The sequence below is a fragment of the Niveispirillum sp. CC-CTL257 genome (assembly GCF_059489915.1).
The window spans coordinates 557,416-582,109 of the sequence record NZ_JCAJXE010000003.1 but is presented as its reverse complement, the minus strand read 5'-3'; the positions used below and the strand labels follow the sequence as shown (position 1 = coordinate 582,109).

The 24,694-nt window shown below is 64.8% G+C and carries 25 protein-coding genes; 9 read left to right on the top strand and 16 right to left on the bottom strand.

Annotated elements, in window-relative coordinates; translation table 11 throughout:
- Positions 1-45: 45 nt before the first annotated feature.
- Complete coding sequence (locus ABC729_RS19345; protein ID WP_495609244.1) at positions 46-930, top strand: heme-dependent oxidative N-demethylase family protein; 885 nt, start codon at positions 46-48, stop codon at positions 928-930.
- Positions 931-1,049: 119 nt separating this feature from the next.
- Here ABC729_RS19345 and ABC729_RS19340 read toward each other — a convergent pair whose 3' ends face one another.
- From ABC729_RS19340 to ABC729_RS19330, 3 genes are all read right to left on the bottom strand, one after another.
- Positions 1,050-2,951, bottom strand: a complete 1,902-nt coding sequence (locus tag ABC729_RS19340) for a response regulator (RefSeq protein WP_495609243.1) — start codon at positions 2,949-2,951, stop codon at positions 1,050-1,052.
- Positions 2,941-3,327, bottom strand: coding sequence for a response regulator (locus ABC729_RS19335; RefSeq protein ID WP_495609242.1), 387 nt, complete (start codon positions 3,325-3,327; stop codon positions 2,941-2,943). Before ABC729_RS19335 ends, ABC729_RS19340 begins: the two co-directional genes overlap by 11 nt.
- A 132-nt stretch (positions 3,328-3,459) precedes the next feature.
- Complete coding sequence (locus ABC729_RS19330) at positions 3,460-4,257, bottom strand: IclR family transcriptional regulator (protein ID WP_495609241.1); 798 nt, start codon at positions 4,255-4,257, stop codon at positions 3,460-3,462.
- A gap of 138 nt (positions 4,258-4,395) precedes the next feature.
- Here ABC729_RS19330 and ABC729_RS19325 point away from each other — a divergent pair, with 138 nt between their 5' ends.
- Positions 4,396-6,567, top strand: a complete 2,172-nt coding sequence (locus ABC729_RS19325; protein ID WP_495609240.1) for a malate synthase G — start codon at positions 4,396-4,398, stop codon at positions 6,565-6,567.
- Positions 6,568-6,616: 49 nt separating this feature from the next.
- Here ABC729_RS19325 and ABC729_RS19320 read toward each other — a convergent pair whose 3' ends face one another.
- The gene (locus ABC729_RS19320) at positions 6,617-7,168 is read right to left on the bottom strand and encodes an isochorismatase family protein (protein ID WP_495609239.1); all 552 of its coding nucleotides are present in this window, start codon (positions 7,166-7,168) and stop codon (positions 6,617-6,619) included.
- Between the two features lie 114 nt (positions 7,169-7,282).
- Between ABC729_RS19320 and ABC729_RS19315 the strand changes: the two genes are divergently transcribed.
- The 5 genes from ABC729_RS19315 to ABC729_RS19295 all read left to right on the top strand — a co-directional run bounded on the left by ABC729_RS19315 (position 7,283) and on the right by ABC729_RS19295 (position 10,932).
- A complete protein-coding gene (locus ABC729_RS19315; protein ID WP_495609238.1) occupies positions 7,283-7,516 on the top strand; it encodes a hypothetical protein in 234 nt (77 codons plus the stop codon).
- Between the two features lie 66 nt (positions 7,517-7,582).
- Positions 7,583-8,158, top strand: coding sequence for a glutathione peroxidase (locus tag ABC729_RS19310; RefSeq protein ID WP_495609237.1), 576 nt, complete (start codon positions 7,583-7,585; stop codon positions 8,156-8,158).
- A gap of 107 nt (positions 8,159-8,265) precedes the next feature.
- Positions 8,266-8,991: a hypothetical protein gene (locus ABC729_RS19305; protein ID WP_495609236.1), complete on the top strand. Its 726-nt coding sequence runs from the start codon at positions 8,266-8,268 to the stop codon at positions 8,989-8,991.
- A gap of 73 nt (positions 8,992-9,064) precedes the next feature.
- Positions 9,065-10,126, top strand: a complete 1,062-nt coding sequence (locus ABC729_RS19300) for a bifunctional transcriptional activator/DNA repair enzyme AdaA (protein ID WP_495609235.1) — start codon at positions 9,065-9,067, stop codon at positions 10,124-10,126.
- Positions 10,123-10,932 (top strand): isocitrate lyase/PEP mutase family protein, encoded by an 810-nt coding sequence (locus ABC729_RS19295; RefSeq protein WP_495609234.1) that lies wholly within the window; start codon positions 10,123-10,125, stop codon positions 10,930-10,932. Before ABC729_RS19300 ends, ABC729_RS19295 begins: the two co-directional genes overlap by 4 nt.
- Here the strand turns inward: ABC729_RS19295 and ABC729_RS19290 are convergent.
- Positions 10,901-11,815 carry a LysR substrate-binding domain-containing protein gene (locus ABC729_RS19290; protein WP_495609233.1) on the bottom strand — a complete coding sequence of 305 codons (915 nt, stop codon included), beginning with the start codon at positions 11,813-11,815 and terminating at the stop codon, positions 10,901-10,903. The genes ABC729_RS19295 and ABC729_RS19290 overlap by 32 nt on opposite strands.
- A 91-nt stretch (positions 11,816-11,906) precedes the next feature.
- On the opposite strand from ABC729_RS19290, the gene ABC729_RS19285 reads away from it, so the two are divergent.
- Entirely contained in the window at positions 11,907-12,797 is an 891-nt protein-coding gene (locus ABC729_RS19285) for a DMT family transporter (protein WP_495609232.1), read from the top strand.
- A 45-nt stretch (positions 12,798-12,842) separates the two neighbouring features.
- Here the strand turns inward: ABC729_RS19285 and ABC729_RS19280 are convergent, their stop codons facing one another.
- The 10 genes from ABC729_RS19280 to pobA all read right to left on the bottom strand — a co-directional run bounded on the left by ABC729_RS19280 (position 12,843) and on the right by pobA (position 22,288).
- Positions 12,843-14,381 (bottom strand): ribonuclease J, encoded by a 1,539-nt coding sequence (locus ABC729_RS19280; protein ID WP_495609231.1) that lies wholly within the window; start codon positions 14,379-14,381, stop codon positions 12,843-12,845.
- 72 nt (positions 14,382-14,453) lie between these two features.
- A complete protein-coding gene (gene pcaC, locus ABC729_RS19275) occupies positions 14,454-14,846 on the bottom strand; it encodes a 4-carboxymuconolactone decarboxylase (protein WP_495609230.1) in 393 nt (130 codons plus the stop codon).
- Between the two features lie 4 nt (positions 14,847-14,850).
- Positions 14,851-15,636 (bottom strand): 3-oxoadipate enol-lactonase, encoded by a 786-nt coding sequence (pcaD, locus tag ABC729_RS19270; protein WP_495609229.1) that lies wholly within the window; start codon positions 15,634-15,636, stop codon positions 14,851-14,853.
- The gene (gene pcaB, locus ABC729_RS19265) at positions 15,636-16,988 is read right to left on the bottom strand and encodes a 3-carboxy-cis,cis-muconate cycloisomerase (RefSeq protein ID WP_495609228.1); all 1,353 of its coding nucleotides are present in this window, start codon (positions 16,986-16,988) and stop codon (positions 15,636-15,638) included. Before pcaB ends, pcaD begins: the two co-directional genes overlap by 1 nt.
- Before the next feature lie 162 nt (positions 16,989-17,150).
- Positions 17,151-17,792: a protocatechuate 3,4-dioxygenase subunit alpha gene (gene pcaG / locus ABC729_RS19260; RefSeq protein ID WP_495609227.1), complete on the bottom strand. Its 642-nt coding sequence runs from the start codon at positions 17,790-17,792 to the stop codon at positions 17,151-17,153.
- A gap of 3 nt (positions 17,793-17,795) precedes the next feature.
- Positions 17,796-18,500: a protocatechuate 3,4-dioxygenase subunit beta gene (gene pcaH, locus ABC729_RS19255; protein ID WP_495609226.1), complete on the bottom strand. Its 705-nt coding sequence runs from the start codon at positions 18,498-18,500 to the stop codon at positions 17,796-17,798.
- A gap of 14 nt (positions 18,501-18,514) precedes the next feature.
- Complete coding sequence (pcaF, locus tag ABC729_RS19250; RefSeq protein ID WP_495609225.1) at positions 18,515-19,720, bottom strand: 3-oxoadipyl-CoA thiolase; 1,206 nt, start codon at positions 19,718-19,720, stop codon at positions 18,515-18,517.
- Positions 19,717-20,367, bottom strand: a complete 651-nt coding sequence (locus ABC729_RS19245) for a 3-oxoacid CoA-transferase subunit B (protein WP_495609224.1) — start codon at positions 20,365-20,367, stop codon at positions 19,717-19,719. The genes pcaF and ABC729_RS19245 overlap by 4 nt, the downstream gene beginning before the upstream one ends.
- A gap of 3 nt (positions 20,368-20,370) precedes the next feature.
- Positions 20,371-21,093: a CoA transferase subunit A gene (locus ABC729_RS19240; RefSeq protein ID WP_495609223.1), complete on the bottom strand. Its 723-nt coding sequence runs from the start codon at positions 21,091-21,093 to the stop codon at positions 20,371-20,373.
- A 25-nt stretch (positions 21,094-21,118) separates the two neighbouring features.
- A complete protein-coding gene (gene pobA, locus ABC729_RS19235; protein ID WP_495609222.1) occupies positions 21,119-22,288 on the bottom strand; it encodes a 4-hydroxybenzoate 3-monooxygenase in 1,170 nt (389 codons plus the stop codon).
- Between the two features lie 125 nt (positions 22,289-22,413).
- Here pobA and ABC729_RS19230 point away from each other — a divergent pair, with 125 nt between their 5' ends.
- A complete protein-coding gene (locus tag ABC729_RS19230; RefSeq protein WP_495609221.1) occupies positions 22,414-23,295 on the top strand; it encodes a helix-turn-helix domain-containing protein in 882 nt (293 codons plus the stop codon).
- A gap of 18 nt (positions 23,296-23,313) precedes the next feature.
- Here ABC729_RS19230 and ABC729_RS19225 read toward each other — a convergent pair whose 3' ends face one another.
- On the bottom strand, positions 23,314-24,690 hold the full coding sequence (locus tag ABC729_RS19225) for a PepSY-associated TM helix domain-containing protein (protein ID WP_495609220.1): 1,377 nt from the start codon (positions 24,688-24,690) through the stop codon (positions 23,314-23,316).
- Positions 24,691-24,694 lie beyond the last annotated feature (4 nt).

Below are 24,694 nucleotides of genomic sequence, written 5' to 3'. Positions count from 1 at the left end.
GGGGTGGGGCATGATGCGCCATCCCGAGCCGTGACGTGCCGAGCAATGACAACCCTGCCGCCCGAACCCTTTCCCTGGCCCTTCGATGGCGATGTTTGGCGCATGGCCTTGGGGTTGCGGGCGCAGGAGATGGAACGCTGGCTGATGCCCGATGCGGGCTGGGTAGTGCAACTGTCCCAACGGGCCCGCCTGATCCGTGAACGTAAATGGGATGTGATGGCCCTGATGCCGGAGGCGCGGGCGGCGGGCGAAGAGGCGATGGGCCTGCTGTTCACGCATCTGACCGGACAGTTTCCGGACTGGTTCGCCAGACGGGGGCAGGGCGTGGAAAGCCGGGTGGATGGCACACACTTGGACCCGTCGGATTTTGAGCATCCGCTGCATCTGCTGGGCCATCTGCTGCCCGATGATCTGTGCCTGATGACACCGTCGCCCGGTGGGTGGCGATTGACGGGCGGGGTTGTGTGCTTTCCGTCGCACTGGATGCTTCCGTACAAGTTGGGCAAGCCATTGCCGGGTATCCATCGGCCCGTCGCCCGCTATGATGCCGTGCTGGCGACGCCGATGGACCGGTTCTTCGACACGCTGTCGCAAGGGCGGGTGGTGTGGCGGGTTAACTGGACCTTGTCAGACGATCCCACCCTGTTCCAGCCGGGGACGAAGGCGCATGTGCCGCCCGATGCCGACATCCATGCGGGCAATGCCGGAGATCGGCTTTGGCTGCGGGTGGAGCGGCAGACGCTGACTAAGCTGCCTGATTGCGGGGCGATTTTGTTCACCATCCGCACCCACCAACGGGCGCTGTCGGCATTAAGCATTGAGCAGCGGCGGCAGTTCGCGGCGGTGCTGCGGTCCGTACCCGACGATGTGGCAGCGTACAAGGGGCTGCGGCGGACCGGCCCCCCGGCAGTGGCGTTTTGTGAGGGATAGTCGTCTTTCATCCCGATGCCAGTTCCACGGCCTCGCCAAGCTGCAGGTGGTAGTGATATAATTTCCATAAGATAACTTATCAATCTAATGAGTATAAGGGTGGTGGGGGTGGCAACGGATCACGCCCCTGTGCGTCGCCGTATCACCTCGCTGAACGGGAATTCGATGTCGCAACGCAGGCCGTTCGGCTCAAAACGCAGCGCTGTTGCGCCCTGCAACTCATAGGCAAGGGAGCGCTGGATAAGCGTTGTGCCGAAGCCTGCAGCAGTTGGAACCCTGGTCGGGGGGCCGCCGGTTTCCTTCCAGCTGAGACGGATGCGCGGCTGTTCGCCATCCGTCAGGGTCCACAGGACTTCCAAATGCCCGCCTGCCTGTGAGAAAGCGCCATATTTGGCGGCGTTGGTGGCCAGTTCATGGAAGACAAGGGCCAGGGCCAGAGCTGCCTTGGGTCGTAGGTCAATGGCAGGACCCTCTATGCGCACGTCATGGGGTTCCTGGGCATAGGGCGTCACCTCATGCCGGATGACGTCTGACAGCTGCACCCATTCCCAGAAATGGTCGGCCAGCAGATTATGCGTTTCCGACAAGGCCCGCAACCGGCCCTCGAAAGAGGACCAGAAACTCTCCGCATCGGCATGCCGACGGCGGGTTTGCTTGCCGATCGACAGGACCGTCGCAAGCGTATTCTTCACCCGGTGCGACAGTTCCGCCATCAGCAGTTCCTGCCGTTCTTCCGCTTGACGGCGTTCGGTCACATCAATGATCTGCACGACCGCACCCGATGGTCCCTCATCCCCATCCAGGGGGGTGATGGAATAAAGAACGGGCACCATCTGCCCGTCAGGCCGTTCCAGGGTCGCGGCGCGTTCGGTGACGGCCGGGATGGCCTGCGGCCCCTTGCCCAGCACCACCTCCAGCTTCTCGAACAGCGACGCGCCTTCCAGTTCCGCGCCCAGCAGGCTGATGGCGGGCGGGTTCAGGTAGGTCGCCATACCTGCATGATCGGTCAGGATCAGGGCGGCTGGCACGTTACGTGTGATGGTGGCGGTGATCAGCGCCTGATCCGCCAACCGCCGGTTCACGGCCGCCAGTTGATCCGCCAGCATGGCGCGGGTGCGGGCGGCGTTGCGTTCCGCCTCCAGCCGCAGCGCCCGCCCTTCCCTTTCCCGGAAATCAGCAAGCAACCGGCGGTTCTGTTCCTCCAGAAAGCGGCGGCGCAGGATGGCGCGTAGCCGCGCCCGCAAGGGTGGAAGGGGGGCGACCGGGTCGAACAGGTCATCAATGGCCGCCGCCAGAAGCCGCTGCACCCGATCCTGATCATGGTTGCCGCGTAGGGACAGGATCAGGGCGGTCGCCGTGCCGACGCTCTGCCGGCATTGCCGGCAAAGTTCCAACCCATCCATGTCGGGCAATTGCTCTCCCACCAGCATCACATCCTGGGGTTCCAGCGCCAGTTGCGCCAGGGCCAGGGTCGCGGTGCTGACCGACGTTACACGGCACCCCTCCTCCACCAGCAGGCCGCGCAGCGCATATTCCAGGACCTGATCGAACCCGACCAGCATGGCGCGCGGCTGCCGGAACTGCGTCTGCGGCAGTACGTCCACATCATCGTCGCGACGGGCGTGACGCAGCAATTGCTGTACCCGCAGCAGCAGAACCGTGGAATCGGTGGATTTGGGCAGGAAGTCATCGGCGCCGCTGTCCAGCCCTTCCCGCTGCCGGGCTGGCGTCTCGTCCGCTGTCAGCATCAGGATGGGCATGGACAGCGTAGCCACATGCAGCCGGATCAGGCGGCAAAGGTCGCCCCCCTGCATGCCCGGCAGATGGTGATCCACAATCAGCAGATGCGGCAGGGTCCGGTTCAGAACGGGCAGCGCCGCCTCTGCGCTGTCAACAGTCTCCACCGCGTAACCTTCATCCTCCAGCAGCATCTGCAGGCGCAAAGCCTGGGTGGGACTGTCCTCCACCAGCAGGATGCGTCGGGCGCCAGGAGATGTTTCTGCTTCAGGCCTAGCTGCCACCCGCCGTCCTCATCAATTCACCAGAGTGGAAAACAGACTGCGCCAACCGGGCCAGATCCCGCTCCGCCACGGGTTTGCGAAGGACGGGCCGGTCCCGCCACTCGACCGGAAGGCCCGCCACATCGTAACCGCTGGTCAGGATGAAAGGCACGCCATGCGCGCTCAGCGCCGCTGCTACCGGGAAAACCAGTTGCCCTGACAGGTTCACATCCAGGATCGCGCCGTCCAGTTTCTCCTCCTGGATCAGGGCCAAAGCCTGATGGATGTCGCCGACGGGTCCGATCACGCCGAATCCCAGGTCGGCCATGATGTCGGCGACATGGATGGCGATCAGGAACTCGTCCTCCACAACCAGGATGTGCTTCTGTTGCCCCATCGAAAAGGAATCCCGCAATCGTGAACTTGATAAGCCATGGACAGCTTAACGCTGTCCGCACAGAAATGACGCCAAGCGTTTCGCCTTATCTCGAATGGTATAAGGGACGACATAGGTATTCTATGCCCCAGTTCAAACCCCTGGCCTGCCGCCGATTTCCGCCATGATACGGCTGGCCGCCCCGCCAACGAGATCACCCAGCATGGGCATGCGCACATCCGTTATGCGTGCCATGGGGCCGGACAGCGAGACAGCGCCCACCGGATCGCCATGTTCATTGAAGATCGGTGCGGCCACGCAACGCAGGCCGACGGCATGTTCCTCATCATCAATCGCATAGCCCCGTACCCGTGCGGCAGCCAGATCAGCGCCCAACATGGTCACATCGGTCAGGGTTCGTGCCGTCATCCGTGTCAGGCCGTGGCGGTCGATATGCCGGGCCAACGCCGCACGGTCCAAAGCAGACAGCAACGCCTTGCCCACCCCTGAACAATGCATGGGCACCCGCGCCCCCAGCCGCGCGAAGGTGCGCATCATCTCCCGGCATTCGACCTGCGACAGATAGACGGCGGCCCCCTGATCCTCAATGGCGAGGTTCACCGTCTCGCCGCTGGCTTCCATCAGCGCCCGCATATGCGGGCGGGCCAGACGGACCAGATCGCGGGTGCGCAGGAAGCCATTGCCCATGATGAAGGCCTGCACCCCCACCGACCATAGCTTCGTTTCCGCGTCGAAGCGCACATAACGCTCCGACTCCAGAGAGGTCAGCAGGCGATGCGTGGTGGAGGCGGCCAGCCCCACGGCATTGCCGATCTCGGTCAGGCTGGCCCCGCCATCCGCCTGGGCCAGATGGTTCAGGATGGCGATGGCGCGGCCCAGAACCTGGACATTGCCGTTGCGTTCGGGGCCGTCGGTGGTGGTTTTGGGCATGGTGCTTCCGGTCGCTGTGGGCCGCCACCCTATCAATCTTTCCGTATCGTGGAAAGACTTCCATTCTCTGTTGCGTGGCAGCAAGAGCGCTGATAGGGGTGGATAAACAACAGCAGCCGCCAGGGAAGGTCCGCGTCCATGTCCGCCACCGTCGATATCAACGGCCTGAAGGTCGATGCCGAACTGCACCGCTTCATCGAAACCGAGGCTCTGCCCGGCTCAGGCGTGGAACCGGGTACCTTCTGGTCCGGCTTCGCAGCGCTGTTCAAGGATCTGGCCCCAGTGAACAAGCGGCTGCTGGACCGGCGTGATGCGTTGCAGGCCAAGATCGATGGCTGGCACATCGCCCGGCGCGGACAGGATATCGACGCGGAAGCCTATGAGGCGTTCCTGCGGGATATCGGCTATCTGGTGCCGGAGGGGCCGGACTTTGCCATCACCACCGCCAATACCGACCCGGAAGTGAGCCAGGTGGCGGGCCCGCAGTTGGTGGTGCCAGTGATGAACACCCGCTTCGCCCTGAACGCCGCCAACGCCCGCTGGGGTAGCCTGTATGATGCGCTGTATGGCACTGATGCGCTGGGCGATGTCGGCACGGCGGGGGTCAAGGGCTATGACCCCGTGCGCGGGGCTGCCGTCATCGCCAAGGGGCGGGAGGTGTTGGACCGTGCCGCGCCGCTGGCATCCGGCAGCCATAAGGACGCCACCGGCTACCGCGTTGCCGATGGTGCGCTGTCCGTGACGCTGGCCGACGGGTCGGTGACGGGGCTGGCCGACGTGGCGCAGTTCAAGGGCTATAATGGTGATGCAGCCGCCCCCACCAATATCCTGCTGACCCATCACGGTTTGCATCTGGACGTCGTCATCGACCGTTCGCACGCCATCGGCAAGGGTGATGCGGCGGGTGTTGCCGATATCGTCTTGGAATCGGCCCTGACTGCCATCATGGATTGCGAGGACAGCATCGCCGCCGTCGATGCCGCCGACAAGGTCACCGTCTATCGCAACTGGCTGGGCCTGATGAAGGGCGACCTGACGGCGACGTTCGAGAAGGGCGGGCGCACCATGGAACGCGCGCTGAACCCCGACCGGACCTACATTTCTGCGGATGGTGCCGGCACGGTGACGCTGCATGGCCGGTCGCTGCTGTTCATCCGCAATGTCGGACATCTGATGACCATCGATGCCGTGACGTTTGAGGATGGCAGCTGGGTGCCGGAAGGCATTCTGGACGGCATCGTCACCAGCCTGATCGCCCTGCACGACCTGCGCCGCACGGGCGGCCTGTCCAACAGCCGGGCCGGGTCGGTTTATATCGTGAAGCCGAAGATGCATGGGCCGGAGGAAGTGGCCTTCGCCAACCATCTGTTTGACCGGATCGAGGATGTGCTGGGCCTTGCCCGCCACACCCTGAAGATCGGCATCATGGATGAGGAGCGGCGCACCACCGTCAATCTGAAGGAATGTATCCGCGCCGCCAAGGACCGGGTCTGCTTCATCAATACCGGCTTCCTGGACCGCACTGGCGACGAGATGCACACCTCCATGCAGGCCGGTCCCATGATCCGCAAAGCGGACATGAAATCGTCTGCCTGGATCGGGGCCTATGAGAACTGGAACGTCGATAACGGTCTGGCCACCGGCTTCCGGAGCCACGCGCAGATAGGCAAGGGCATGTGGGCGATGCCCGACCGGATGGCGGAAATGCTGAAGGTCAAGATCGGGCACCCAATGGCGGGCGCCAATACGGCCTGGGTGCCCTCACCCACCGCCGCCACCCTGCACGCCCTGCATTACCATCAGGTCGATGTGGCGGCCCGTCAGGCCGAGCTGTCCTCACGGCCCCGCGCCAGCCTGCGCGATATCCTGACCATCCCGCTGGCGCGCGGCATCAACTGGTCCGAGGCGGAGATTAACGAGGAGTTGGAGAACAACGCGCAGGGCATTCTGGGTTATGTCGTGCGTTGGGTCGATCAGGGGATCGGCTGTTCCAAGGTGCCCGATATCCACAATGTCGGCCTGATGGAAGACCGCGCCACCCTGCGCATTTCCAGCCAGCATATCGCCAACTGGCTGTTGCATGGTGTCTGCACCGAGGCGCAGGTGCTGGCCGTGATGAAGCGCATGGCCGCCGTGGTCGATGGTCAGAATGCGGGGGATCCCGCCTACCGCCCCATGGCACCGGATTTCGACAATTCCATCGCCTTCCAGGCCGCCTGCGATCTTGTGTTCAAGGGCGTGGAACAGCCCAGCGGCTATACCGAACCGCTGCTGCACAAGCACCGCCGGGCACTGAAGGCGCGGGGGTGATCCGGCCTTAGGTCAGGGCGAGCCTCCGGCTCGCCCTGACCTGCACAGCTCACTTGATCAGCCGCAGCAGTTCCTTGAATTCCGGTCGGTCATAGCGTTCCAGCCATTCGAACAGCACCATTTCCACCGTGACCAGTTCCACCCCGTGGAAGCGCAAGCGGTCGAAGGCGGCCTGTTTGCTGGCCGGTTGCCGAGAGCCGACGGCGTCTATCGCCACCGCGACCCGCAACCCAAGGGCCTTCAGCCCCAGGGCCGTCTGCAGCACGCAGACATGTGTCTCCGTTCCGGCCAGCAGCACCGTGCCCCCCGCTGCCGCCCAGGCCAGGAAATCAGCCTGACGTGCGGCGGAGAAATGCGACTTGCCGAAGGTACGCGCGATCAGCGCGGCCAGGACCGACGTTGTGGGGCCGATCCCAGTGGGGTTCTGCTCGGTCGCGGCCACGGGGATGCCCAGACGGTTGGCCGCCGTCACCAGTTTCACACAGTTGCTCACCACGGCGTCGGCACCGTCGATGGCGGCCAGCAGCCGGTCCTGCACATCGATGATCACCAGCCGGCTGTCGGTGGACAGAAGTAGGTTGGGGGGTGCCGTGTCTGTCATCACAGGGTCCTTTGCAGACAGCCATGCGACGCAGCATGTGCGGTGGATCACTTTCCGGCAAGCATGGATCGCCGATCCTGCGCATGCTTTTGCACCGCAACAAAGGAGGCGGCGATGGGCCGCTTGATCCTGGTTCTGATCCCGATCCTCATGCTGGCCGCCTGTGGCGGTCCGCAGGCTGTCAGCCCGCCGTTGGCCGTGGCCGATGAGCATCCGCATTTCGCCAATTGCGCCGCCTATATCCAGGCTTCCATGCCGGCCAACGGTGCGGAACAGGCGCGCGCCGATGCGCTTGAGCGCTGTCTGGAACGTAACGGCAATTCACGACAAGTCGCCACAAGGCTTTGATGACCCTGGACGGATGGTGTGCCCGTACTACATTGTCCCCATGAACGTTCCTTTGACAGGTGCATCATGGGTGACAAGGTGACGACCCTGGGCCGGCGGGCCATGCTGGCGCTGGCTGGTGGTCTGACGATGATGGGGGTGATGGGCATGACCGGTACCGCGCAGGCGGCCAACGCCTATGATTTTGGCTTCACCGCCATCGAAGGTGGTCCGCTGAAGTTTGACGCCTATCGCGGCAAGACGGTGCTGGTGGTCAATACCGCCTCCATGTGCGGTTACACGCCCCAGTATAAGGGTCTCCAGGCGCTGTGGGAGAAGTACAAGGACAAGGGTCTGGTCGTGCTGGGCGTGCCGTCGAATGATTTCGGCGGTCAGGAGCCGGGAAGCACGAAGGAGATCAAGGAGTTCTGCGAAGTCAATTTCGCCATCGACTTCCCCATGACCACAAAAGAGCCGGTTAAGGGCCCCAATGCCCACCCGATGTACAAGTGGCTGGCCGAACAAAAGGGTGAGCCGAAGTGGAATTTCCACAAGTACCTGATCGGCACCGATGGCAACCTGATTGAGGCCTATGGCTCCAAGGTGACACCGGACAATGCCGAGCTGACCGCCGCCATTGAGAAGGCGCTGCCCAAGGGCTGACAGGATCATTCCCCGCCCCTTGTAATTGTCTTACAGGCTGGGTTAGGGTCGGGCATGCCGTCCATTTGGGCGGGCCCGACCCATCCTGTTGATTTGCCTGGGAAGAGATGAGCTACGGCCTCTACGACCACCGCCGCCGTTATCGCCGTCGCATCTGGGGCCGTGTAGGCCAGGCTGCGCTTGTCCTGGCCCTGCTGGGCGGGGTTGCCGGCTTCTCTTATCTGGTGGGCGTGGAACAGCTGAAATCGCGCGAAGGCTCCATCCAGGAGGAGCTGGTGAATATGACGGCGGCCAAGGACAAGGCCGAACGCCGTGCCCAGCAATTGCAGCAGATCGCCCAGACCCAGGAAATCCGCGCTAATGAGCTAGAAATCCGCCTGCAGCGCGAGGTGCCGGGCGGCGAACTGGCCAAGATCACCGAACTGGTGGCGCGCAAGCTGGCGGAGGGGGTGAACCCCGAACGCATGGCCTTCGTCATTGAGCAGACCAGCAATCCGCGTTCCTGCGCACGGCCGGACACGAAGCGATTCGTGCTGCCTACCCCGATCTATAAGGGCTCGAACACCCAGGTGGCCTTTGCCGATGGCGCCATCATCGTGACGGGCGAGGGTGTGCCAGCCCGTAATGATGGCGGCAGCCCCGAGGCCTGGTACGACCCGACCAAGCCCGTAAAAATTCGCTTCACGGACGCCAATGGCAAGGTGGACGAGGTCAATGGCGTCCTGCCCCTGACCCACAATGTCATATCCAGCGACAAGGAAGTGCGCCTGACGGTCGGTGCCGGCGCCCGGTCGTTCGTGGAAGTGACGGGCGAGGTCTGCCGCTTCCCATAAGCGACGGAATGGCCCCACCGTTCATGTCCGAAAACCGCGAGCCGTGCGGGGCGGCCCGTGGCAGGATCGGGACATGGAAACGCTCGACCCCACCGCCTGCTACCGCGCTGTTGAGACCAGGGACGCCCGCTTCGACGGGCGTTTCTTCACGGCGGTGCTGACCACCGGCATCTATTGCCGTCCCATCTGCCCGGCGCGCACGCCAAAGGCGGAGAATTGCCGCTTTTATCCGACGGCGGCCGCTGCACAGGAGGCAGGGTTCCGGCCCTGCCTGCGCTGCCGGCCCGAAGCCGCACCGGATCTGGCCGTCTGGCGCGGTACCTCCAACACTGTCTCCCGTGGGCTGACCCTGATTGCCGAAGGCGCGCTGGACGGGGACGATGCCAGTGTCGACATGCTGGCCGGGCGGTTGGGCGTGGGGGAGCGGCAGTTACGCCGCCTGTTCAAACAGCATCTGGGGGCCAGCCCCATCGCCGTGGCGCAGACGCGGCGCGTGCTGTTTGCCAAACAGCTGTTGCATGAGACGGCCCTGCCCATGGCGGAAGTGGCGCTGGCCTCCGGTTTTGGCAGCATCCGACGCTTCAATGAGACATTCCAGTCGCTCTACGGCCGGCCCCCGCGCGAATTGCGCCGGCAGGCGCTCGCGTCGGACAGGGCGGAGGGCAGCGTGGCGCAGGATGGGGTGATCCTGCGCCTGCGCTACCGCCCGCCCCTGGATTGGCTTGATCTGCTGGAGGCAATCGCGGCGCAGGGGGATACGATGGAGCAGGTGGCGGATGGGGCATGGAGGCGGCGACTGCCGGACGGCGATGTCACCGTTACCGCCCTGCCCGGCCAGGATGCGCTGAAGGCTGTGATCCGTACCGGCGATATCCGATCACTGTCAGGCATCGCAGCCCGGCTGCGACGGCGTTTCGACCTGTCGGCGGATATGGCGACCATCAATGCCCATCTGGCCCAGGACCCGGCCCTGGCCCCGCTGGTGGCGGACCGGCCCGGACGGCGCGTACCGGCCCCATGGGACGGACCCGTTCCGATTTATGAAGGTGAACGACGATGGCACCCCTGGGGTGCCTATGCCTGCCGCCACCTGAACCTTTCCGACTTCCCGCTTTCCCTGGAAAAGGCATCATGAGCAAGACGAAGTTTGAGACTTTCGACGCCCTGCATCGGGGCGATACCCCCCTGATTCTGTGCAATGTCTGGGATGGCGGCAGTGCGCGCATGATGCGCAATCTGGGCGCAAAAGCCATCGCCACCACCAGTGCCGGCCTTGCCTGGGCCTTAGGCGTGGCTGATGGTAACAAGCTGCCGGCGGACCTTTTGCTGCATGCCGCCACCAATATCGTGCGGGCTGTGCCCGACCTGCCCGTCAGCATCGATATGGAAGCCGGCTATAGCGACGATCCCGCCGCCGTTGCCGACCTGGCCCGTCGGATCGTGGAGACGGGGGTCGTGGGCGTGAATATCGAGGATGGGGCGGGCACGCCCGAGCTTCTGGCCGCCAAGATCAAGGCCATCCGTGCCGCTGTGGGGCCGGGCCTGTTCATCAATGCCCGCACTGACGTCTATCTGAAGGGGCTGGCACCCCAGGGGGAACGTGCGGCAGAAGTGGTGCGACGCGGGAAGCTGTATACAGAGGCTGGGGCGTCGGGGCTATTCCCAGCAGGCGTGACCGATCCAAGCGAAATCAAATATATAGCTGACAATATTAAGGTACCACTTAATGCGATGGCGCGCCCCGGCCTGTTGCCGCTGGCGGAACTGGCCACGCTGGGCGTGAAGCGGTTGTCGGCAGGGTCGGCCCTGCCGGAATATCTGTGGGGTCGGGTGGCGGCCATCGGTGGGGCCTTCCTGAAGGATGGCGTGTCCGACCCGATTTGCGCCGATCCCATGCCCTATCGGGAGATCAACGCCCTGATGGCGGGGGTGTCGGCCTGAATTCCGCCGCCAGCGCCAGCATGCGGTCCCGCGCCTCCGCCACAGCCGGGCGCGGGGTGCCGGTGCGGGTGACAAGGTGGTAGAGATAGGGGTTAGGGACCCAGAGCGGGCTGAGCGGCACTAGCCGGCCATCGGCCACCCAGGCATCGCCCAAGGGGGACCGCAGCATGCCGATCCCCAACCCCGCCTCCAGCGCCGCCAGCACGGTGTCGTAGTCCTCAAACCGTATGTCCTGGGGCCGTGGCTTGCTGTAAGGCACGTCATGGGCCGCCAGCCAGGCCCGCCAGGAGGTGACGGTGCTGTCATGGACCAGGGTTTCGGCCATGATGGCAGACACGGAAGGATTGGGGCCCAGGCGGGCGGCCAGCGACGGTGCGGCTACGGGATAGACCATTTCCTGGAAAAGGGGCGTGCTGTTGACGCCGGTCCATTGCCCGTTGCCGCAGCGGACGGCGATATCCACCTCACCCTTGTCCAGGTCCGCCAGACGATGTTCGACCAGCAGGTCAAAGCGCAAATGTGCGTCCTGTAGCTTGTCCAGCATCTGGAACAGCCAGAGCTTGGCAAAGGCCGGCAGGATGGACAGGCGCACGATCTCCGTCCCCCGCCGCTGACGCCATTGGTCGCCGGAGCGGGCGATCATATTAAACGCCTCTCCCACCCGCGCGATGAAACGCTCGCCATCGGGCGTGGTGCGGACCCCGCGTCCGTGCCGTTCGAACAGGGCAACGCCCAGCCAACTCTCCGCCGCCTGCACCCGACGGCTGATCGCAGCATGGGTGACGCCCAGTTCCTGGGCGGCGGCGGAGAAGGAACCGGTGCGCCCGGCCGCGAGCACGGCGGTCAGGCTTTCCAGTGGCGGTAAAGATAAGCTGTGCGTCATGCGTACAGGTGTGACACCACTGGTACGCTATGTCAACAACCCGCGATAAGGCAGGATCGACGCCATATCACCCCTGAACGGAAATCTTCCCATGACGGCCCTTGCAAGTCCCCTACCCCGCTCCCGCTTTCTGCCCGCCCTTGCCGTTCTGGTGACGGTGGTCAGCTGGGGTTCGGCTTTTCCTTCCATCCGCGTGGCGCTGGGGGGCATGGACCCGCTGCCGTTGGCGGCGGCGCGCTTCGCCATGGCGGGGACACTGGCCCTGATCTTCCTGCTGGTAACACGGCCAAAGCTGCCGCGCGGGATCGATGCGCTGAGGTTTGCGGCCTGTGGCGGGATCGGGATCGCGCTTTATAATCTGCTGTTGAATACGGGGCAGAAGACGGTGGCGGCGGGGGCGGCGAGTTTCATCGTGAATGTGGCCCCCGTCCTGACCGTGATCTTCGCCACCCTGTTCCTGAAGGAGAGGTTCCGGCGCTGGGCCTGGATCGGTATGGGCGTCAGCATGGCGGGCGTCGGCCTGATCGCGTCGGGACAGCCGGGTGGCCTGCGGTTCGGCAGCGGGGCGACGCTGCTGATCGGCGGTGCGCTGGCGACCGCCACCTATTTCGTGCTGCAAAGGCCGCTGGTGGGGCGGTATGGCGCCCTGCCCTCTTCCGCGCTGACCTTGTTGGCGGGCGGGCTGTGGCTGTCACCCTGGCTGGGTCAGGGGGTGCAGCAGGCATTGGCCGCAACCTGGCAGGTGCAGGCGGCCCTGCTGTTCCTGGCGCTGTTCCCGGCGGCCATCGGCTATGCCGCCTGGACTTACGCGCTGGGTCATTTCGGGGCCGCGCGGGGGGCGAATTTTCTCTACATGGTGCCGGTCGTGGCTTCCACGGTCGCGGTGCCGTTGACGGGCGAGTTACCCGTCTGGACGACGCTGGCCGGTGGTGTCATGGCGCTGGGCGGGGTGGCGCTGGTGAATACCAAAGGGCGAGGATAAGGGAATGCCAGGGCTTGGGCAGACCCCAAGCCCTGGCGCAACCCATCACACCTGACCGGCTATCAGCACCTTGCCGGGATCATACGTAGCGCGGTCGCCGTTCGGCTCGCTCTGGATCGCCAGAAGCGGGGCGGTGACCCGGCCAAGGACGCGCGAGCCGCCGTCCGACAGGCGGATGACTTCTGCCTCTTCCGCCATGATGGCGGCCTGACAGCCGGCGGCGCGGGCCAGACGGGCGTGGGCCTCCAGATGCATCTCCGTCCCATGCACCGGCAGCGCGATGCGCGGACGGACCAGGGCATAGAGGTCGCGCAGTTCATTGGCACCGGGATGACCGGAGACGTGCAGCGGCTCGCCCCCCATCAGCTCATGTCCCATCAGCACCTCCACGCCGCGCGCGCGCAGCTTGGAGACGACCTTTTCAACCGACTCTTCATTGCCGGGGATGACACGGGCGGACAGAACCACCGTGTCACCGGCGCCAAAGGGCGGGAAGCGGCGTTCACCGCGCGCCAGCTTGGCCAGGGCCGCCTTTTCTTCACCCTGCCCGCCGGTGCAGATCAGGGCAACCTTGTCACGGTCCAGCCCCTTCAGATGGGCGGGTTCGGTCAGCGGCTCCGGCACATGGTTCAGCAGGCCCAGGTCACGGGCCACTTCCTCACAATTGCGCATGGAGCGACCGGCCAGGGCAACCTGACGGCCGGCATCGGCGGCGGCGGAGATAGCAGATGCCACACGCGCCACATTGGTCGCGAAGCAGCAGATGGCGATCTGACCCTTGCGCGTGGCGAACAGCCGGTCAAAGGCGCGGCGCACTTGTACCTCGGATGTCGAGGGCAAATCCTTGTGGGCGTTGGTGCTGTCGCACAGCATGGCTAGCACGCCCTCGTCACCCAGCTTGCGCAGGGCGTCGAAATCGGTGGGCAGGCCGATGCCCGGCTCCGCGTCGAACTTCCAGTCGCCCGTGTGCAGAATGGTGCCAGCACCCGTGTCGATGGCCAGGGCCACCGGCTCCGGGATCGAATGGGTCATACGGATGGAGCGGAAGCCGAACGGGCCGATGCTGAACGACCCACCCACGGGGTAGCTGTTCAGTTCCACCTTCTCCAGCACGCCGGCTTCATCCAGCCGACGGGCAATCAGCTTGGTCGCGAACGGGGTGGCATAGATGGGGCAGTCGATGCCCTGCGGCCACAGCCGGTCGATACCGCCGATGTGGTCTTCATGCGCGTGGGTGACCACCAGGGCCAGCAACCGGTCACGGATGGGAGCCAGGAAGGCCGGGTGCGGGACGATGCAGTCAACGCCTGTCGTCTCCGGGTCCGGGAAGGCGATGCCGGCATCGACCAGGACCCAGGCACCATCATGACCATAGAGGGTCCAGTTCATACCGATACGGCCAAGACCGCCCAATGGCACGACCAGCACTTCGCCCTTGCCCGGCACGGGCCAGCGGCGGTCATAATCGGTATAGCGGTGGAAGGGAATTACCGTGGCGTCCGCCCGGTCCATGTCCGCGCCAGCCCCGATGCGGGGGAACGCGGTGGCGCTTTCATGCAAAGCGTCGAAATCAGTCTCTTTCATGCCTGACCTTTATGCCGCATCGCAGCACCCAAGTCAAAGGTGCCGCACGCGGGTCAGGCATGGGTTTTTGGATCAGGATGCGGCGGCTGTGTCCAGTTCCTTGAACACGCGCGAGGCGGCGTGAAAGGCGCTGTTGGCGGCTGGCACACCGCAATAGATGGCGGCCTGCAGGATCACTTCCTTGATCAGGTCGCGCGACACGCCATGGGTGACGGCAGCACGGACATGCATCATGAATTCCTCCTCCCGGTTCAGGGCGATCATGGTGGACAGCACCATCAGCCGCCGGGTCGTATGGTCGATGCCGGGCCGCGTCCAGATCTCCCCCCAGGCATAGCGGGTGATCAGGTCCTGGAACTCGGCGGTAAATTCTGTGGTGTTGGCGATGGCGCGGTCGACATGCGCATCACCCAGGACGGAACGCCGGGCCTTGAAGCCCCGTTCCTTGCGTTCGGCTTCATCCATGTTCTCAATCCTTCAGGAAGGACAGCAGGGCGGCGGTAAAGGCCTTTGCCTGCTCAATATTCGACAGGTGTGCGGCGTCCAGTTCCACAAGACGGGCACCCGGAATCAGACGCGCCAACTCATGGCTTTTCGCGATGGGGGTGGCCGGGTCTTGAAGGCCGCCGACCACCAGGGTCGGCACTTTGATGCCCGGCAGCGACGCCCGTTGATCCATATTGCGCACGGCGGCACAGCAGGCAATGTAGCCTTCGACCGAGGTCGCGTGCAGCATGGCGGTGATGGGGGCGATGGCCTCGGGGTGGGCGGTGCGGAAGGGTTCGGTGAACCAGCGTTCCACCACGCCATTGACGATGGCACCCATCCCCTGCGCCTTGACCAGGGCGATACGGGCATTCCATGGCTCCGGCGGGGACATTTCGGCAGCGGTATTGCACAGGACCAGATGCGACAACCGTTCGGGCGCGTTCGCCCCCAGCCACTGCCCCACCATCCCGCCCTTGGACAGGCCGGCGAAACGCACCTTGTCCATGCCCAACGCGTCGAGAAGGCCGATGGCATCGCGGCCCAGCAGGTCGATGCTGTAGGGGCCGGTGGGCGCGTCGGACAGGCCGTGCCCCCTGCTGTCATAACGCAGGACGCGGAAATGCTCTGTCAGGGCCGGCATCTGTGGTGCCCACATGTCCATGTTCGTGCCCAGCGAATTGGACAGAAGCAGAACCGGCGCACCCTGTGGCCCGTCCAGGCGCCAGTGCAGGCGGCATCCATCGGCCAGGGTCACATACTCGGCCATTACTTCATCTCCCGCTCATAGGTCTTCAACACGGCGGACACGAAGTCCGTGGCCGAGCCTAAGTAACTTTCCGGCTGCATCAGGGCCACCAGCCGTTCGCGCGGCAGGTGGGTGGTGATGGCGGCATCGGCGGCCAGTTCCTCCAGCAGCCCGTGGCCGGCGGCGACGGCGCGTTTGCACGCGGCCTCCACGATCTTGCCCGCGTCATGGCGGCCCGATGCCTCTGCCAGCGCCTGGGTCACGGCTTCGGCCATCATCAACCCGTCGGTCAGGTTCAGATTGGCGCGCATGCGGGCGGGGTCCAGTTCCAGGCCCGACAAGGTATCGGCCATATGGGCCATGGCACCGTAGGTGAGCGCGAACAATTCCGCCAGGGTCGGCCATTCGGCATGCCAGCCGCCGACGCCGCGTTCCTGTTCCTGCACCATGGCGCTGAACAGGGTGGCGACCAGACCGGGGGCGCGGGCGGCGGCGGATAAGGCGATAGTGGTGCCCACGGGGTTGCGCTTGTGCGGCATGGCCGATGACCCGCCCTTGCCAGCGGCGGCAGGCTCAAACGCTTCCGCCACTTCCGACGACATCAGGTGGGCAATGTCGCGGGCGATCTTGCCCAAACCGCCGGTCAGCAGGCCCAGGGCGGCCCCCAGATCGGCGATGCGGTCACGCTGGCTGTGCCAGGGCGTGTCGGGCAGGGTCAAGGACAGTTCGGCGGCCAGGGCGCGGGCCACCATCACCCCCTGCCCGCCCTGGCTGGCCAGGGTGCCAGCGGCCCCACCGAATTGCAGGGTTTCGGCTGCCTTGCCGGCCTGGGTCAGACGGGCGCGGCTACGGAGCAGCAGGGACAACCAGCCGGCAGTCTTCAGCCCGAAGGTGGTGGGCAAGGCCTGCTGCCACAGGGTACGGGCCGCCATCGGTGTGCGGGCGTGGCGGCGCGACAGGTCGGCCAATGCATGGATGGCGCGGTCAAGGTCAGCAGACAACAGCGCCACCGCATCGCGGGCGCGCAGGACAAAGCCGGTGTCGATGATGTCCTGGCTGGTCGCCCCGCGATGCACATGCCGGGCGGCGGCGGGGTCGCTTTCCGCGACCCTGGCCGTTAACGCCTTGACAAGAGGAATGGCCGGGTTGCCGGCCAGTGCCGTGGCACGGCCCAGTTCCGCGATGTCATAAAGGTCGGGGTCACAGGCCGCTTGGATGGCGGCCAGCGCGGCGGTCGGCACCATGCCGACGCCGGCCTGCGCACGGGCCAATGCCGCTTCCACCCGCAGCATGGCACCCAGCACGGCCCGATCATCGAGCAGGGCCGCCATGGCTTGTGTCTGAAACAGCGGCATGAACAGGGCGGAGGTCATGGGGGAGCCGGGTTGGGTGGGGGGAAGTGGCAATGGTAGCCGAAAAGCATGATGTTCGTAGCGCGGATTAGCGTCAGCGTAATCCGCGGAGCGACGCCTGGAGGGCGCGGGTTTCCGCGGACTACGGCTGACGCCAAACCCGCGCTACGCACGACGCATAAGTCACACATCAAAGAACACGGTCTCCCCCTCGCCCTGCAACCGGATATCAAACCGGTAAGTCCCCTCCGCCACAGGCATGGCCAGAAGGGTGGCGCGGCGAGCGGGTGGGACGAGGTCGAGGATCGGGTCTTCGGCGTTGCTGGCCTCGTCCGCGAAATAGATGCGGCTTACCATGCGCTTGATGATGCCGCGCGCCATCACCGAAATGGCGATGTGCGGAGCCTGAAGGCTGTTGCCGGGGCCAGGGACGCGACCGGGCCTCACGGTGCGGATGACGAAGACACCATTGGCATCGGTGGATGCACGTCCGAAGCCGATGAAATCCGGGTCCAGCGCCAATTCCTCCCGCGCATCTTCCGGGCTGTCATAGCGGCCGGCGGCATTGGCCTGCCAAAGTTCGACGAAGCTGTCGGGGATGGGCACGCCATCGCCGTCAAAGATTGTGCCGGTGATGGTTACTACCTGCCCCTTGGCCGACCCGCGCGGCTGATCATTGGGGTTCAGGGTATAATGGCCATCAGGCAGCAGGTCCATGCGGGCACCTGCATCCCCCTTGCCTTCCACCAGATCGGCGCCACCCTTCCAGGGCAGGGCATAGTGGAAATAGGGGCCGACGGTCTGCCAGGGTGTCTGTCCGGTCATGGATCAATCCTCCATCGGCGTGGCGTCACGCCCGCGCAGCACGATGTCGAAAATATAGGACAGCGCAAAGGCTTCCTGTGTTGTTTCGATGTCGAACCGGCTGATCATGCGGCCAAGAGCGTGGGCGGGCACGGCATTCGCGATGGGGTCCAGCGGGATCAGCGGGTCGCCGGGGAAATACATCTGCGTGACAAGGCGCGTGGCGAAAGCCGGTCCCAGCAGCGAGAAATGGATATGGGCCGGACGCCAGGCGTTATAGTGATTGCCCCAGGGATAGGCACCGGGGGAGATCGTGTAGAACCGGTAACGGCCCTGATCATCAGTGATGACGCGGCCCGACCCGGTAAAGTTCGGGTCCAGCGGGGCGTTCCACTGGTCCTTCTTGTGGATGTAACGACCGGCGGCGTTGGCCTGCCATACCTCCACGATGGTGTTCGGCACAGGCCGCCCATCCTCGTCCAGCACGCGGCCCGACACGACAATGCGTTGTCCGATGGCTTCGCCCTTGCCGATTTTGGTCAGGTCGGCAACGGCAGGCCCCATCAACCGTTCCCAGCGACCGGCGGGGCCGGTCAGTTCCGTCAGGGTCTGCGGAATGCGGACCAAAGGCTGCTGCGGCGAGCGTTTGATGGTGGCTTTGTAGTCGGGTGACAGGAAGGACGGATGGGCCCCCTCCTCTTCCCGGTTATAGGGCAGGATCAGGCTCATGTTGTTTTCCTCCCTCAGATTTTCTCAATGGCAAGGGCCAGACCTTGGCCCACGCCAATGCACATGGTGACCAGCGCGCGCTTACCGCCGCGCCGCTCCAGCCCGCGCAGCGCCGTCAGCGCCAGCCGGGCACCGCTTGCCCCTAGCGGGTGGCCCAGGGCGATGGCGCCGCCATGCGGGTTCACATTATCCGACGTCGGATCAACGCCCAGTGCGCGCAAGGACGCGATCACCTGCGAGGCAAAGGCCTCGTTCAACTCGATCAGGTCGAAATCGCCGATGGTCAGGCCCAGCTTGTTCATCAGTTTTTGTGAGGCCGGGACCGGGCCGATGCCCATGACGCGCGGTTCCACGCCTGCCGTCGCCATGCCCAGGATGCGGCCTCGCGGCGTGAGATTATGGGTTTTTACTGCGGACTCCGAAGCAATCAGCAAAGTCACTGCGCCGTCATTGACGCCGCTGGCATTGCCCGCTGTAACGGTGCCACCGGCGCGGACCACTGGTTTCAATCTCGCCAGCGCGTCGGCTGTCGTGTCGGCACGGGGATGCTCGTCCACGCTGACCGTGGTGGGCTTGCCCTTGGCGTCCAGGACAGTGACGGGGGTGATTTCGTCTTCGAAATAGCCGTCGGCCTGGGCCTTGGCGGTGCGTTGCTGGCTGGTGAGCGCGAAGGCGTCCTGATCTTCCCGGCAGACGCCATGCTCGACGGCTACATTCTCCGCCGTCTCCGGCATGCTGTCGGTGCCGTAGCGTTCCTTCATCGCCTTGTTGATGAAGCGCCAGCCGATGGTGGTGTCCTCGATCTGGGCGCTGCGCTGAAAGGCGCTTTCGGCCTTGCCCATGACCAGCGGGGCGCGGGTCATACTTTCCACGCCGCCAGCGATGACAAGGTCCAAGGCCCCGGCATTGATGGCGCGTGCCGCCGTGCCCACGGCATCGGCACCCGATGCGCACAGGCGGTTGATGGTCGTGCCGGGGACGGAAACGGGTAGACCCGTCAGCAGCGCCGCCATGCGGGCCACGTTGCGGTTATCCTCCCCCGCCTGATTGGCGCAACCCAGGAAGACCTCCTCAATGGTGGCCGGGTCCAGGCTGGGATGGCGGGCCAGCAGGGCCTGGATTACCTGGGCGGCCATGTCGTCGGGGCGCAGGCGGGACAGGCCGCCGCCGAACCGGCCGATGGGGCTGCGGATACCGTCGCAGATATAGGCGGCGCTCATGCTGCAAGCTCCACCCGGAAGGGGGCACCGGTGGCGGCGGTGATTTGCTCCACAGAGATGCCGGGGGCCAGTTCGATCAGGGCCATGCCGCCATCGCCAACCTTGTCGATGGTGAAGACGCCCAGGTCGGTAATGACCATGTCCACGACACCCGCCCCGGTCAGCGGCAGATTGCATTCGGTCAGCAGCTTGGACCCGCCATTCTTGTCCTGGTGTTCCATGACCACCACGACCTTCTTCACGCCGGCCACAAGGTCCATGGCGCCGCCCATGCCCTTCACCATCTTGCCGGGAATGGTCCAGTTGGCGAGGTCACCATTGCCGGCTACCTGCATGGCGCCCAGCACGGTCAGATCGATATGGCCGCCCCGGATCATGGCGAAACTGTCCGCACTGCTGAAATAGGAGGAAGTGGGCAGTTCAGTGATGGTCTGCTTGCCGGCATTGATCAGGTCGGCATCCTCCTCCCCCTCAAACGGGAAGGGGCCGATGCCCAGCATGCCGTTTTCCGACTGCAACATCACCTGCATGCCGTCGGGGATATAGTTGGCGACCAGGGTGGGGATTCCGATACCCAGGTTCACATAGAAACCGTCGCGCAACTCACGCGCCGCGCGGGCGGCCATTTCATCACGGGTCCAGGGCATGGTTCAGCCCTCCTGGCTGGCGGCCGGACGTGGCCGGGTTGTGCGCTTTTCAATCAGCTTGGCGTAATGCGTGCCTTTGATGACACGATCGATATAGATGCCGGGGGTGTGGACATGGTCGGGATCGAAACTGCCGACGGGCACAATCTCCTCCACCTCTGCCACCGTCACCTTGCCGGCGGTGGCCATCACCGGATTGAAGTTTCGCGCTGTCTTGCGATAGATCAGGTTGCCTTCGGTATCGGCCTTCCACGCCTTGACGATGGACAGGTCGGATCGCAGCCAGGTCTCACGCACATAGCGCTTGCCCTCGAACTCCTCCACCACCTTGCCCTCCGCCACGACCGTGCCGACGCCGGTGGCAGTATAGAAGGCGGGGATGCCGGCCCCGCCAGCGCGGATACGTTCGGCCAGGGTGCCCTGGGGGTTCAGCTCCAGCTCCAGCTGGCCGGAGATGTAAAGCTGTTCGAACAGCTTGTTCTCCCCCACGTAAGAACTGATCATCTTTTTGATCTGACCATTGTTCAGCAACTGCCACAGGCCGAAACCATCGGCCCCGCAATTGTTGGAAATGATGGTCAGCCCCTTGACGCCAGCCTCTTTGATGGCGGGGATCAGATGTTCCGGGTTGCCGGACAGGCCGAAGCCACCCGACATAATGGTCATGCCGTCGAACAGCAGACCGTCGAGTGCCGACTTGGCGTCGGGATAAATCTTGCCAGCCATATCAGTAGGTTCCTATGGAAGAAGGTCAGTGCAGCGGCAGGCCCACATAGTTTTCCGCCAGCGACTGCTGGGCTGCGTGGGAGCCGCGCAGGTAGCCCAGTTCGGCGATCTGCATGCGGCGGCCGAAGGCGTCGGTCTCCGGGAAGCGGTGCATCAGGCTGGTGAACCACCAGGAGAAGCGTTCGGCTTTCCAGACACGGGCCAGGGCGCGGGCAGAATAGGCGTCAATCCCGGCACTGTTGCCCCGGTAATGATCGGCCAGACCGTCCGCCAGATAGGCGACGTCGGTGGCAGCCAGATTGAGGCCCTTTGCCCCCGTGGGCGGCACGATATGGGCGGCGTCACCGGCCAGGAACAGGTTGCCATGGCGCATCGGTTCGGCCACGAAGCTGCGCAGGGGCGCGATGGATTTTTCAATCGAGGGCCCGCGCGTCACCCGCGGGGCGACATCGCCGCCCAGACGCAGGCATAGCTCATTCCAGAACCGTTCGTCCGACCAATCCTCCACCTTCTCCGTGTTCGCCACCTGCACGTAATAGCGCGAGCGGGTGTTGGAGCGCATGGAGGCCAGCGCGAAGCCGCGTTCATGGCTGGCATAGATCAGTTCATGATCGCAGGGCGGCACATCGGCCAGCACACCCAGCCAGCCGAACGGATAGACCCGTTCAAAGGTGCGCAGGACATCAACCGGGACGCTGGCGCGTGCAACGCCGTGGAACCCGTCGCAGCCAGCGATGAAATCGCATTCCAGGACGTGATCGACGCCATCATGCTGAAAGCTTACACGCGGCCGCGCGCTGGTAATGTCATGCAGAGCCACATTCTCCGCCTCGAACAGCAGCGGGATGTCGCGGCGGATGGCGGCGTCGATCAGGTCGCGCGTCACCTCCGTCTGGCCGTAGACCATGACGGATTTGCCGGTCAGCGCCTTCATATCGATGCGGGTATTGTCGCCATCGGTGGACAGCGCAAACCCTTCATGCGGCAGGCCCTCGCGGTCCATGCGGTCATGCACGCCGACCTGACGCAGCAGATCAACCGTCACCTGCTCCAGAATGCCGGCCCGGATGCGGCTTTCCACATAGGCGCGGTCACGCCGTTCCAGGATCACGCATTCCACGCCCGCCTTGTACAAAAGGTGGGCCAGAAGCAAACCGGCAGGTCCGGCGCCGATGATGGCGACCTGTGTGCGCATCACCACTTTCCTCCCAGGAAATTATTGGCTGTTGGGTGGATGATAGCGTCAGCGAACCATTGGCACAGGACACGCATCCATCAAAAAATTGGATTTTTCATCGCCCCTTTGCCATGCTGCACTGCATGAACCGGAAAGCCAGCAATCCTGTGCCCCGCTTCTTCCTGTACGGGGAGGCGGAGGCCAAGGCGGATGAACATTTCATCCATGCCGAAACCCTGGAACGACGCAGCCAGCCCAGCGGCTGGCAGATCCAGCCGCATGCCCATGCCGACCTGAACCATGTCTTCGTGATCGCCAGTGGCGGCGGCGATCTGCTGGCGGGTGGAGAGCGGGAGGCGTTCACGGCACCGTGTCTGCTGCTGATCCCCGCCGGGGAGGTACATGGTTTCCGCTGGAACGCCGACAGCCAGGGCCTTGTGGTCACCTTTGTCGAACCGATGCTGCGCGGGCTGGCGCGGCGGGAACCGGGATTGGGCGAACTGTTCGGGCGGGCGGTGGCGGTGCCGCTGGCAGACGACGGGACGGATTGCCTGCGGCTGGCGGCGCTGCTGGAGACGGAGATGGCGGGCGGCGGTGTCGGGCGGTCGCTGCTGGTGGAGGCGGCCCTGATGGCGCTGCTGGTTCATGCCTGGCGGGCGGCGCGGCTGTCGGCGGGCGGTGGCGGTGCGGCACGCGGGCCACGCGCGGCCCTGGTGGCGCGCTACCGCGACCTGATTGAGGAACAATATCGGGCCGGATGGGGCGTGGCGCGGTTCGCCGACGCGCTGGGCGTTACGCCGGGCCGGTTGCGTGCGGCCTGCATCGCCGTCACAGGCCGTCCGCCCATCGACCTTCTGCATGACCGGCTGCTGGCAGAGGCGAAACGCAGTCTGCTGTACAGTGATTTGGGCGTGGCGGAGGTGGCGTTTGAACTGGGGTTCAGTGATCCGGCCTATTTCAACCGCTTCTTTACAGGCCGGGTTGGTTGCTCGCCAGGACGGTTCCGGCAGGGGGCGGCGGGATAGCCACCCCCTGCCCCATTGTCAGGCGGTACGCAGGCCCAGCCAGCGGCGCGCGGTGGGCAGTTGGCGCAGGATGGCCAGATCGATCAGGGCCACGATGATCACCGACAGGCCTAGCAGCGGCAGGAACAGGGCGAAGAACAGCAGGATCATGCCCATGACCGCCGGGCTGCCCCGCATGCGCAGGGGTGGAGGCGCGCCCAGAGCGCCGTTTGGCCGGCGTTTCCACCACATCACGGCCCCGCTGACCGACAGCAGGACAAGGCCAAGGGCAGCGATGACGCCAAGGGCCTGATTGAACCAGCCGAACAACTGCCCCTCATGGGCCGCGATGCCGATGCCGACGACGCGATCAATGATGTGACGGTCGGCGAATTCCTCCCGCCGGATCGGGGTGCCGGTGGCCCCATCCAGATCGATGGAGACGCGATCGGGCCGGTTGGCCGTCATCGACCGCACTGCCCAACTGCCGCCCGCCTTGGCCGGCAGGTTGATCTGGACGGGTGCGGCAAGATTGAGGGGGGCCACCTGTGTCACGACATCGGCCAGGGTGACGGTCCCCACCATCATATCGTCCATGGATAGACCGCCATGGTCCATTGGATGGTCTTCGGCATGTTCCTGGGCGTCGTGTCCGGCGCGTTCAGCCTTGCGGCTGGTGGTCCAGTCCTGTTTGACGGCGGCGGTTCCTGTCGCCTCCCGCACCGCCTTGAAGGCACCGCCCCAGACACTGGCCCAGGGCAGGCCGGTCAGCAGCAGGAACAGCGCCAGGAAGGAGATCCACAGGCCGGTGACAGCATGCAGGTCGCGCCAGAAGGTGCGCCCGCCCGCCGACAGCCGTGGATAGACGACACCGGCCAGCCCCTGACCCCCGCGCGGCCACCAGAGATACAGACCGCTGACCACCATGACGATGCCCCAGCAGGCGGCCAGTTCCACAAACCAGGAACCCTGGTCACCCATCAGCAATTCGCCGTGGAAGGTCTTGATCTGGTTCATCAAGCGGTCTTCTTCGGGAATTGAGTGCAGGATTTCCAGGGTCTGGGGATGGACATAGACACGCCACATCGCCCCCTGCCCGTCGCGGACCAGAACGCGCACGGCGTCGTCGGCCTCTTCGGGCAGGATATAGGACTTCAAGTTCCCGCCCGGCACGGCGGCCAATGCTGCCAGGGCCTGGGCATTGGCATCCGCCGCCGGCCCGGTCAGGACCAGATTGTCATAGGGCCTGTCGATCAACGCCTCTACCTGCGGCTTGAACAGGTAGAGCGAACCGGAAAGGGCCAGGGCCACGATGAAGGGCACGCAGAACAGGCCGGCATAGAAATGCCAGCGCCAGATGGTGCGGTAATCCAGCCAGCCCTTGGCCGGAGACGCGTTCATCGACAGATCCGTCATGGCG

What these genes read in the sequence shown, in the direction of transcription:
- pcaD (WP_495609229.1), bottom strand. Translation starts at nt 15,636, where the DNA reads ATGGCCGAGTATGTGACCCTGGCCGATGGATGCCGCCTGCACTGGCGC.
- pcaB (WP_495609228.1), bottom strand. Translation starts at nt 16,988, where the DNA reads ATGACCTCCGCCCTGTTCATGCCGCTGTTTCAGACACAAGCCATGGCG.
- pcaC (WP_495609230.1), bottom strand. Translation starts at nt 14,846, where the DNA reads ATGGATGAAGCCGAACGCAAGGAACGGGGCTTCAAGGCCCGGCGTTCC.
- ABC729_RS19310 (WP_495609237.1), top strand. Translation starts at nt 7,583, where the DNA reads ATGGGTGACAAGGTGACGACCCTGGGCCGGCGGGCCATGCTGGCGCTG.
- ABC729_RS19280 (WP_495609231.1), bottom strand. Translation starts at nt 14,381, where the DNA reads ATGAAAGAGACTGATTTCGACGCTTTGCATGAAAGCGCCACCGCGTTC.
- ABC729_RS19240 (WP_495609223.1), bottom strand. Translation starts at nt 21,093, where the DNA reads ATGGCTGGCAAGATTTATCCCGACGCCAAGTCGGCACTCGACGGTCTG.
- ABC729_RS19320 (WP_495609239.1), bottom strand. Translation starts at nt 7,168, where the DNA reads ATGACAGACACGGCACCCCCCAACCTACTTCTGTCCACCGACAGCCGG.
- ABC729_RS19285 (WP_495609232.1), top strand. Translation starts at nt 11,907, where the DNA reads ATGACGGCCCTTGCAAGTCCCCTACCCCGCTCCCGCTTTCTGCCCGCC.
- ABC729_RS19225 (WP_495609220.1), bottom strand. Translation starts at nt 24,690, where the DNA reads ATGACGGATCTGTCGATGAACGCGTCTCCGGCCAAGGGCTGGCTGGAT.
- ABC729_RS19330 (WP_495609241.1), bottom strand. Translation starts at nt 4,257, where the DNA reads ATGCCCAAAACCACCACCGACGGCCCCGAACGCAACGGCAATGTCCAG.
- ABC729_RS19295 (WP_495609234.1), top strand. Translation starts at nt 10,123, where the DNA reads ATGAGCAAGACGAAGTTTGAGACTTTCGACGCCCTGCATCGGGGCGAT.
- pcaH (WP_495609226.1), bottom strand. Translation starts at nt 18,500, where the DNA reads ATGAGCCTGATCCTGCCCTATAACCGGGAAGAGGAGGGGGCCCATCCG.
- ABC729_RS19305 (WP_495609236.1), top strand. Translation starts at nt 8,266, where the DNA reads ATGAGCTACGGCCTCTACGACCACCGCCGCCGTTATCGCCGTCGCATC.
- ABC729_RS19290 (WP_495609233.1), bottom strand. Translation starts at nt 11,815, where the DNA reads ATGACGCACAGCTTATCTTTACCGCCACTGGAAAGCCTGACCGCCGTG.
- pcaG (WP_495609227.1), bottom strand. Translation starts at nt 17,792, where the DNA reads ATGACCGGACAGACACCCTGGCAGACCGTCGGCCCCTATTTCCACTAT.
- ABC729_RS19325 (WP_495609240.1), top strand. Translation starts at nt 4,396, where the DNA reads ATGTCCGCCACCGTCGATATCAACGGCCTGAAGGTCGATGCCGAACTG.
- ABC729_RS19335 (WP_495609242.1), bottom strand. Translation starts at nt 3,327, where the DNA reads ATGGGGCAACAGAAGCACATCCTGGTTGTGGAGGACGAGTTCCTGATC.
- ABC729_RS19345 (WP_495609244.1), top strand. Translation starts at nt 46, where the DNA reads ATGACAACCCTGCCGCCCGAACCCTTTCCCTGGCCCTTCGATGGCGAT.
- ABC729_RS19300 (WP_495609235.1), top strand. Translation starts at nt 9,065, where the DNA reads ATGGAAACGCTCGACCCCACCGCCTGCTACCGCGCTGTTGAGACCAGG.
- ABC729_RS19230 (WP_495609221.1), top strand. Translation starts at nt 22,414, where the DNA reads ATGAACCGGAAAGCCAGCAATCCTGTGCCCCGCTTCTTCCTGTACGGG.
- ABC729_RS19315 (WP_495609238.1), top strand. Translation starts at nt 7,283, where the DNA reads ATGGGCCGCTTGATCCTGGTTCTGATCCCGATCCTCATGCTGGCCGCC.
- pcaF (WP_495609225.1), bottom strand. Translation starts at nt 19,720, where the DNA reads ATGAGCGCCGCCTATATCTGCGACGGTATCCGCAGCCCCATCGGCCGG.
- pobA (WP_495609222.1), bottom strand. Translation starts at nt 22,288, where the DNA reads ATGCGCACACAGGTCGCCATCATCGGCGCCGGACCTGCCGGTTTGCTT.
- ABC729_RS19245 (WP_495609224.1), bottom strand. Translation starts at nt 20,367, where the DNA reads ATGCCCTGGACCCGTGATGAAATGGCCGCCCGCGCGGCGCGTGAGTTG.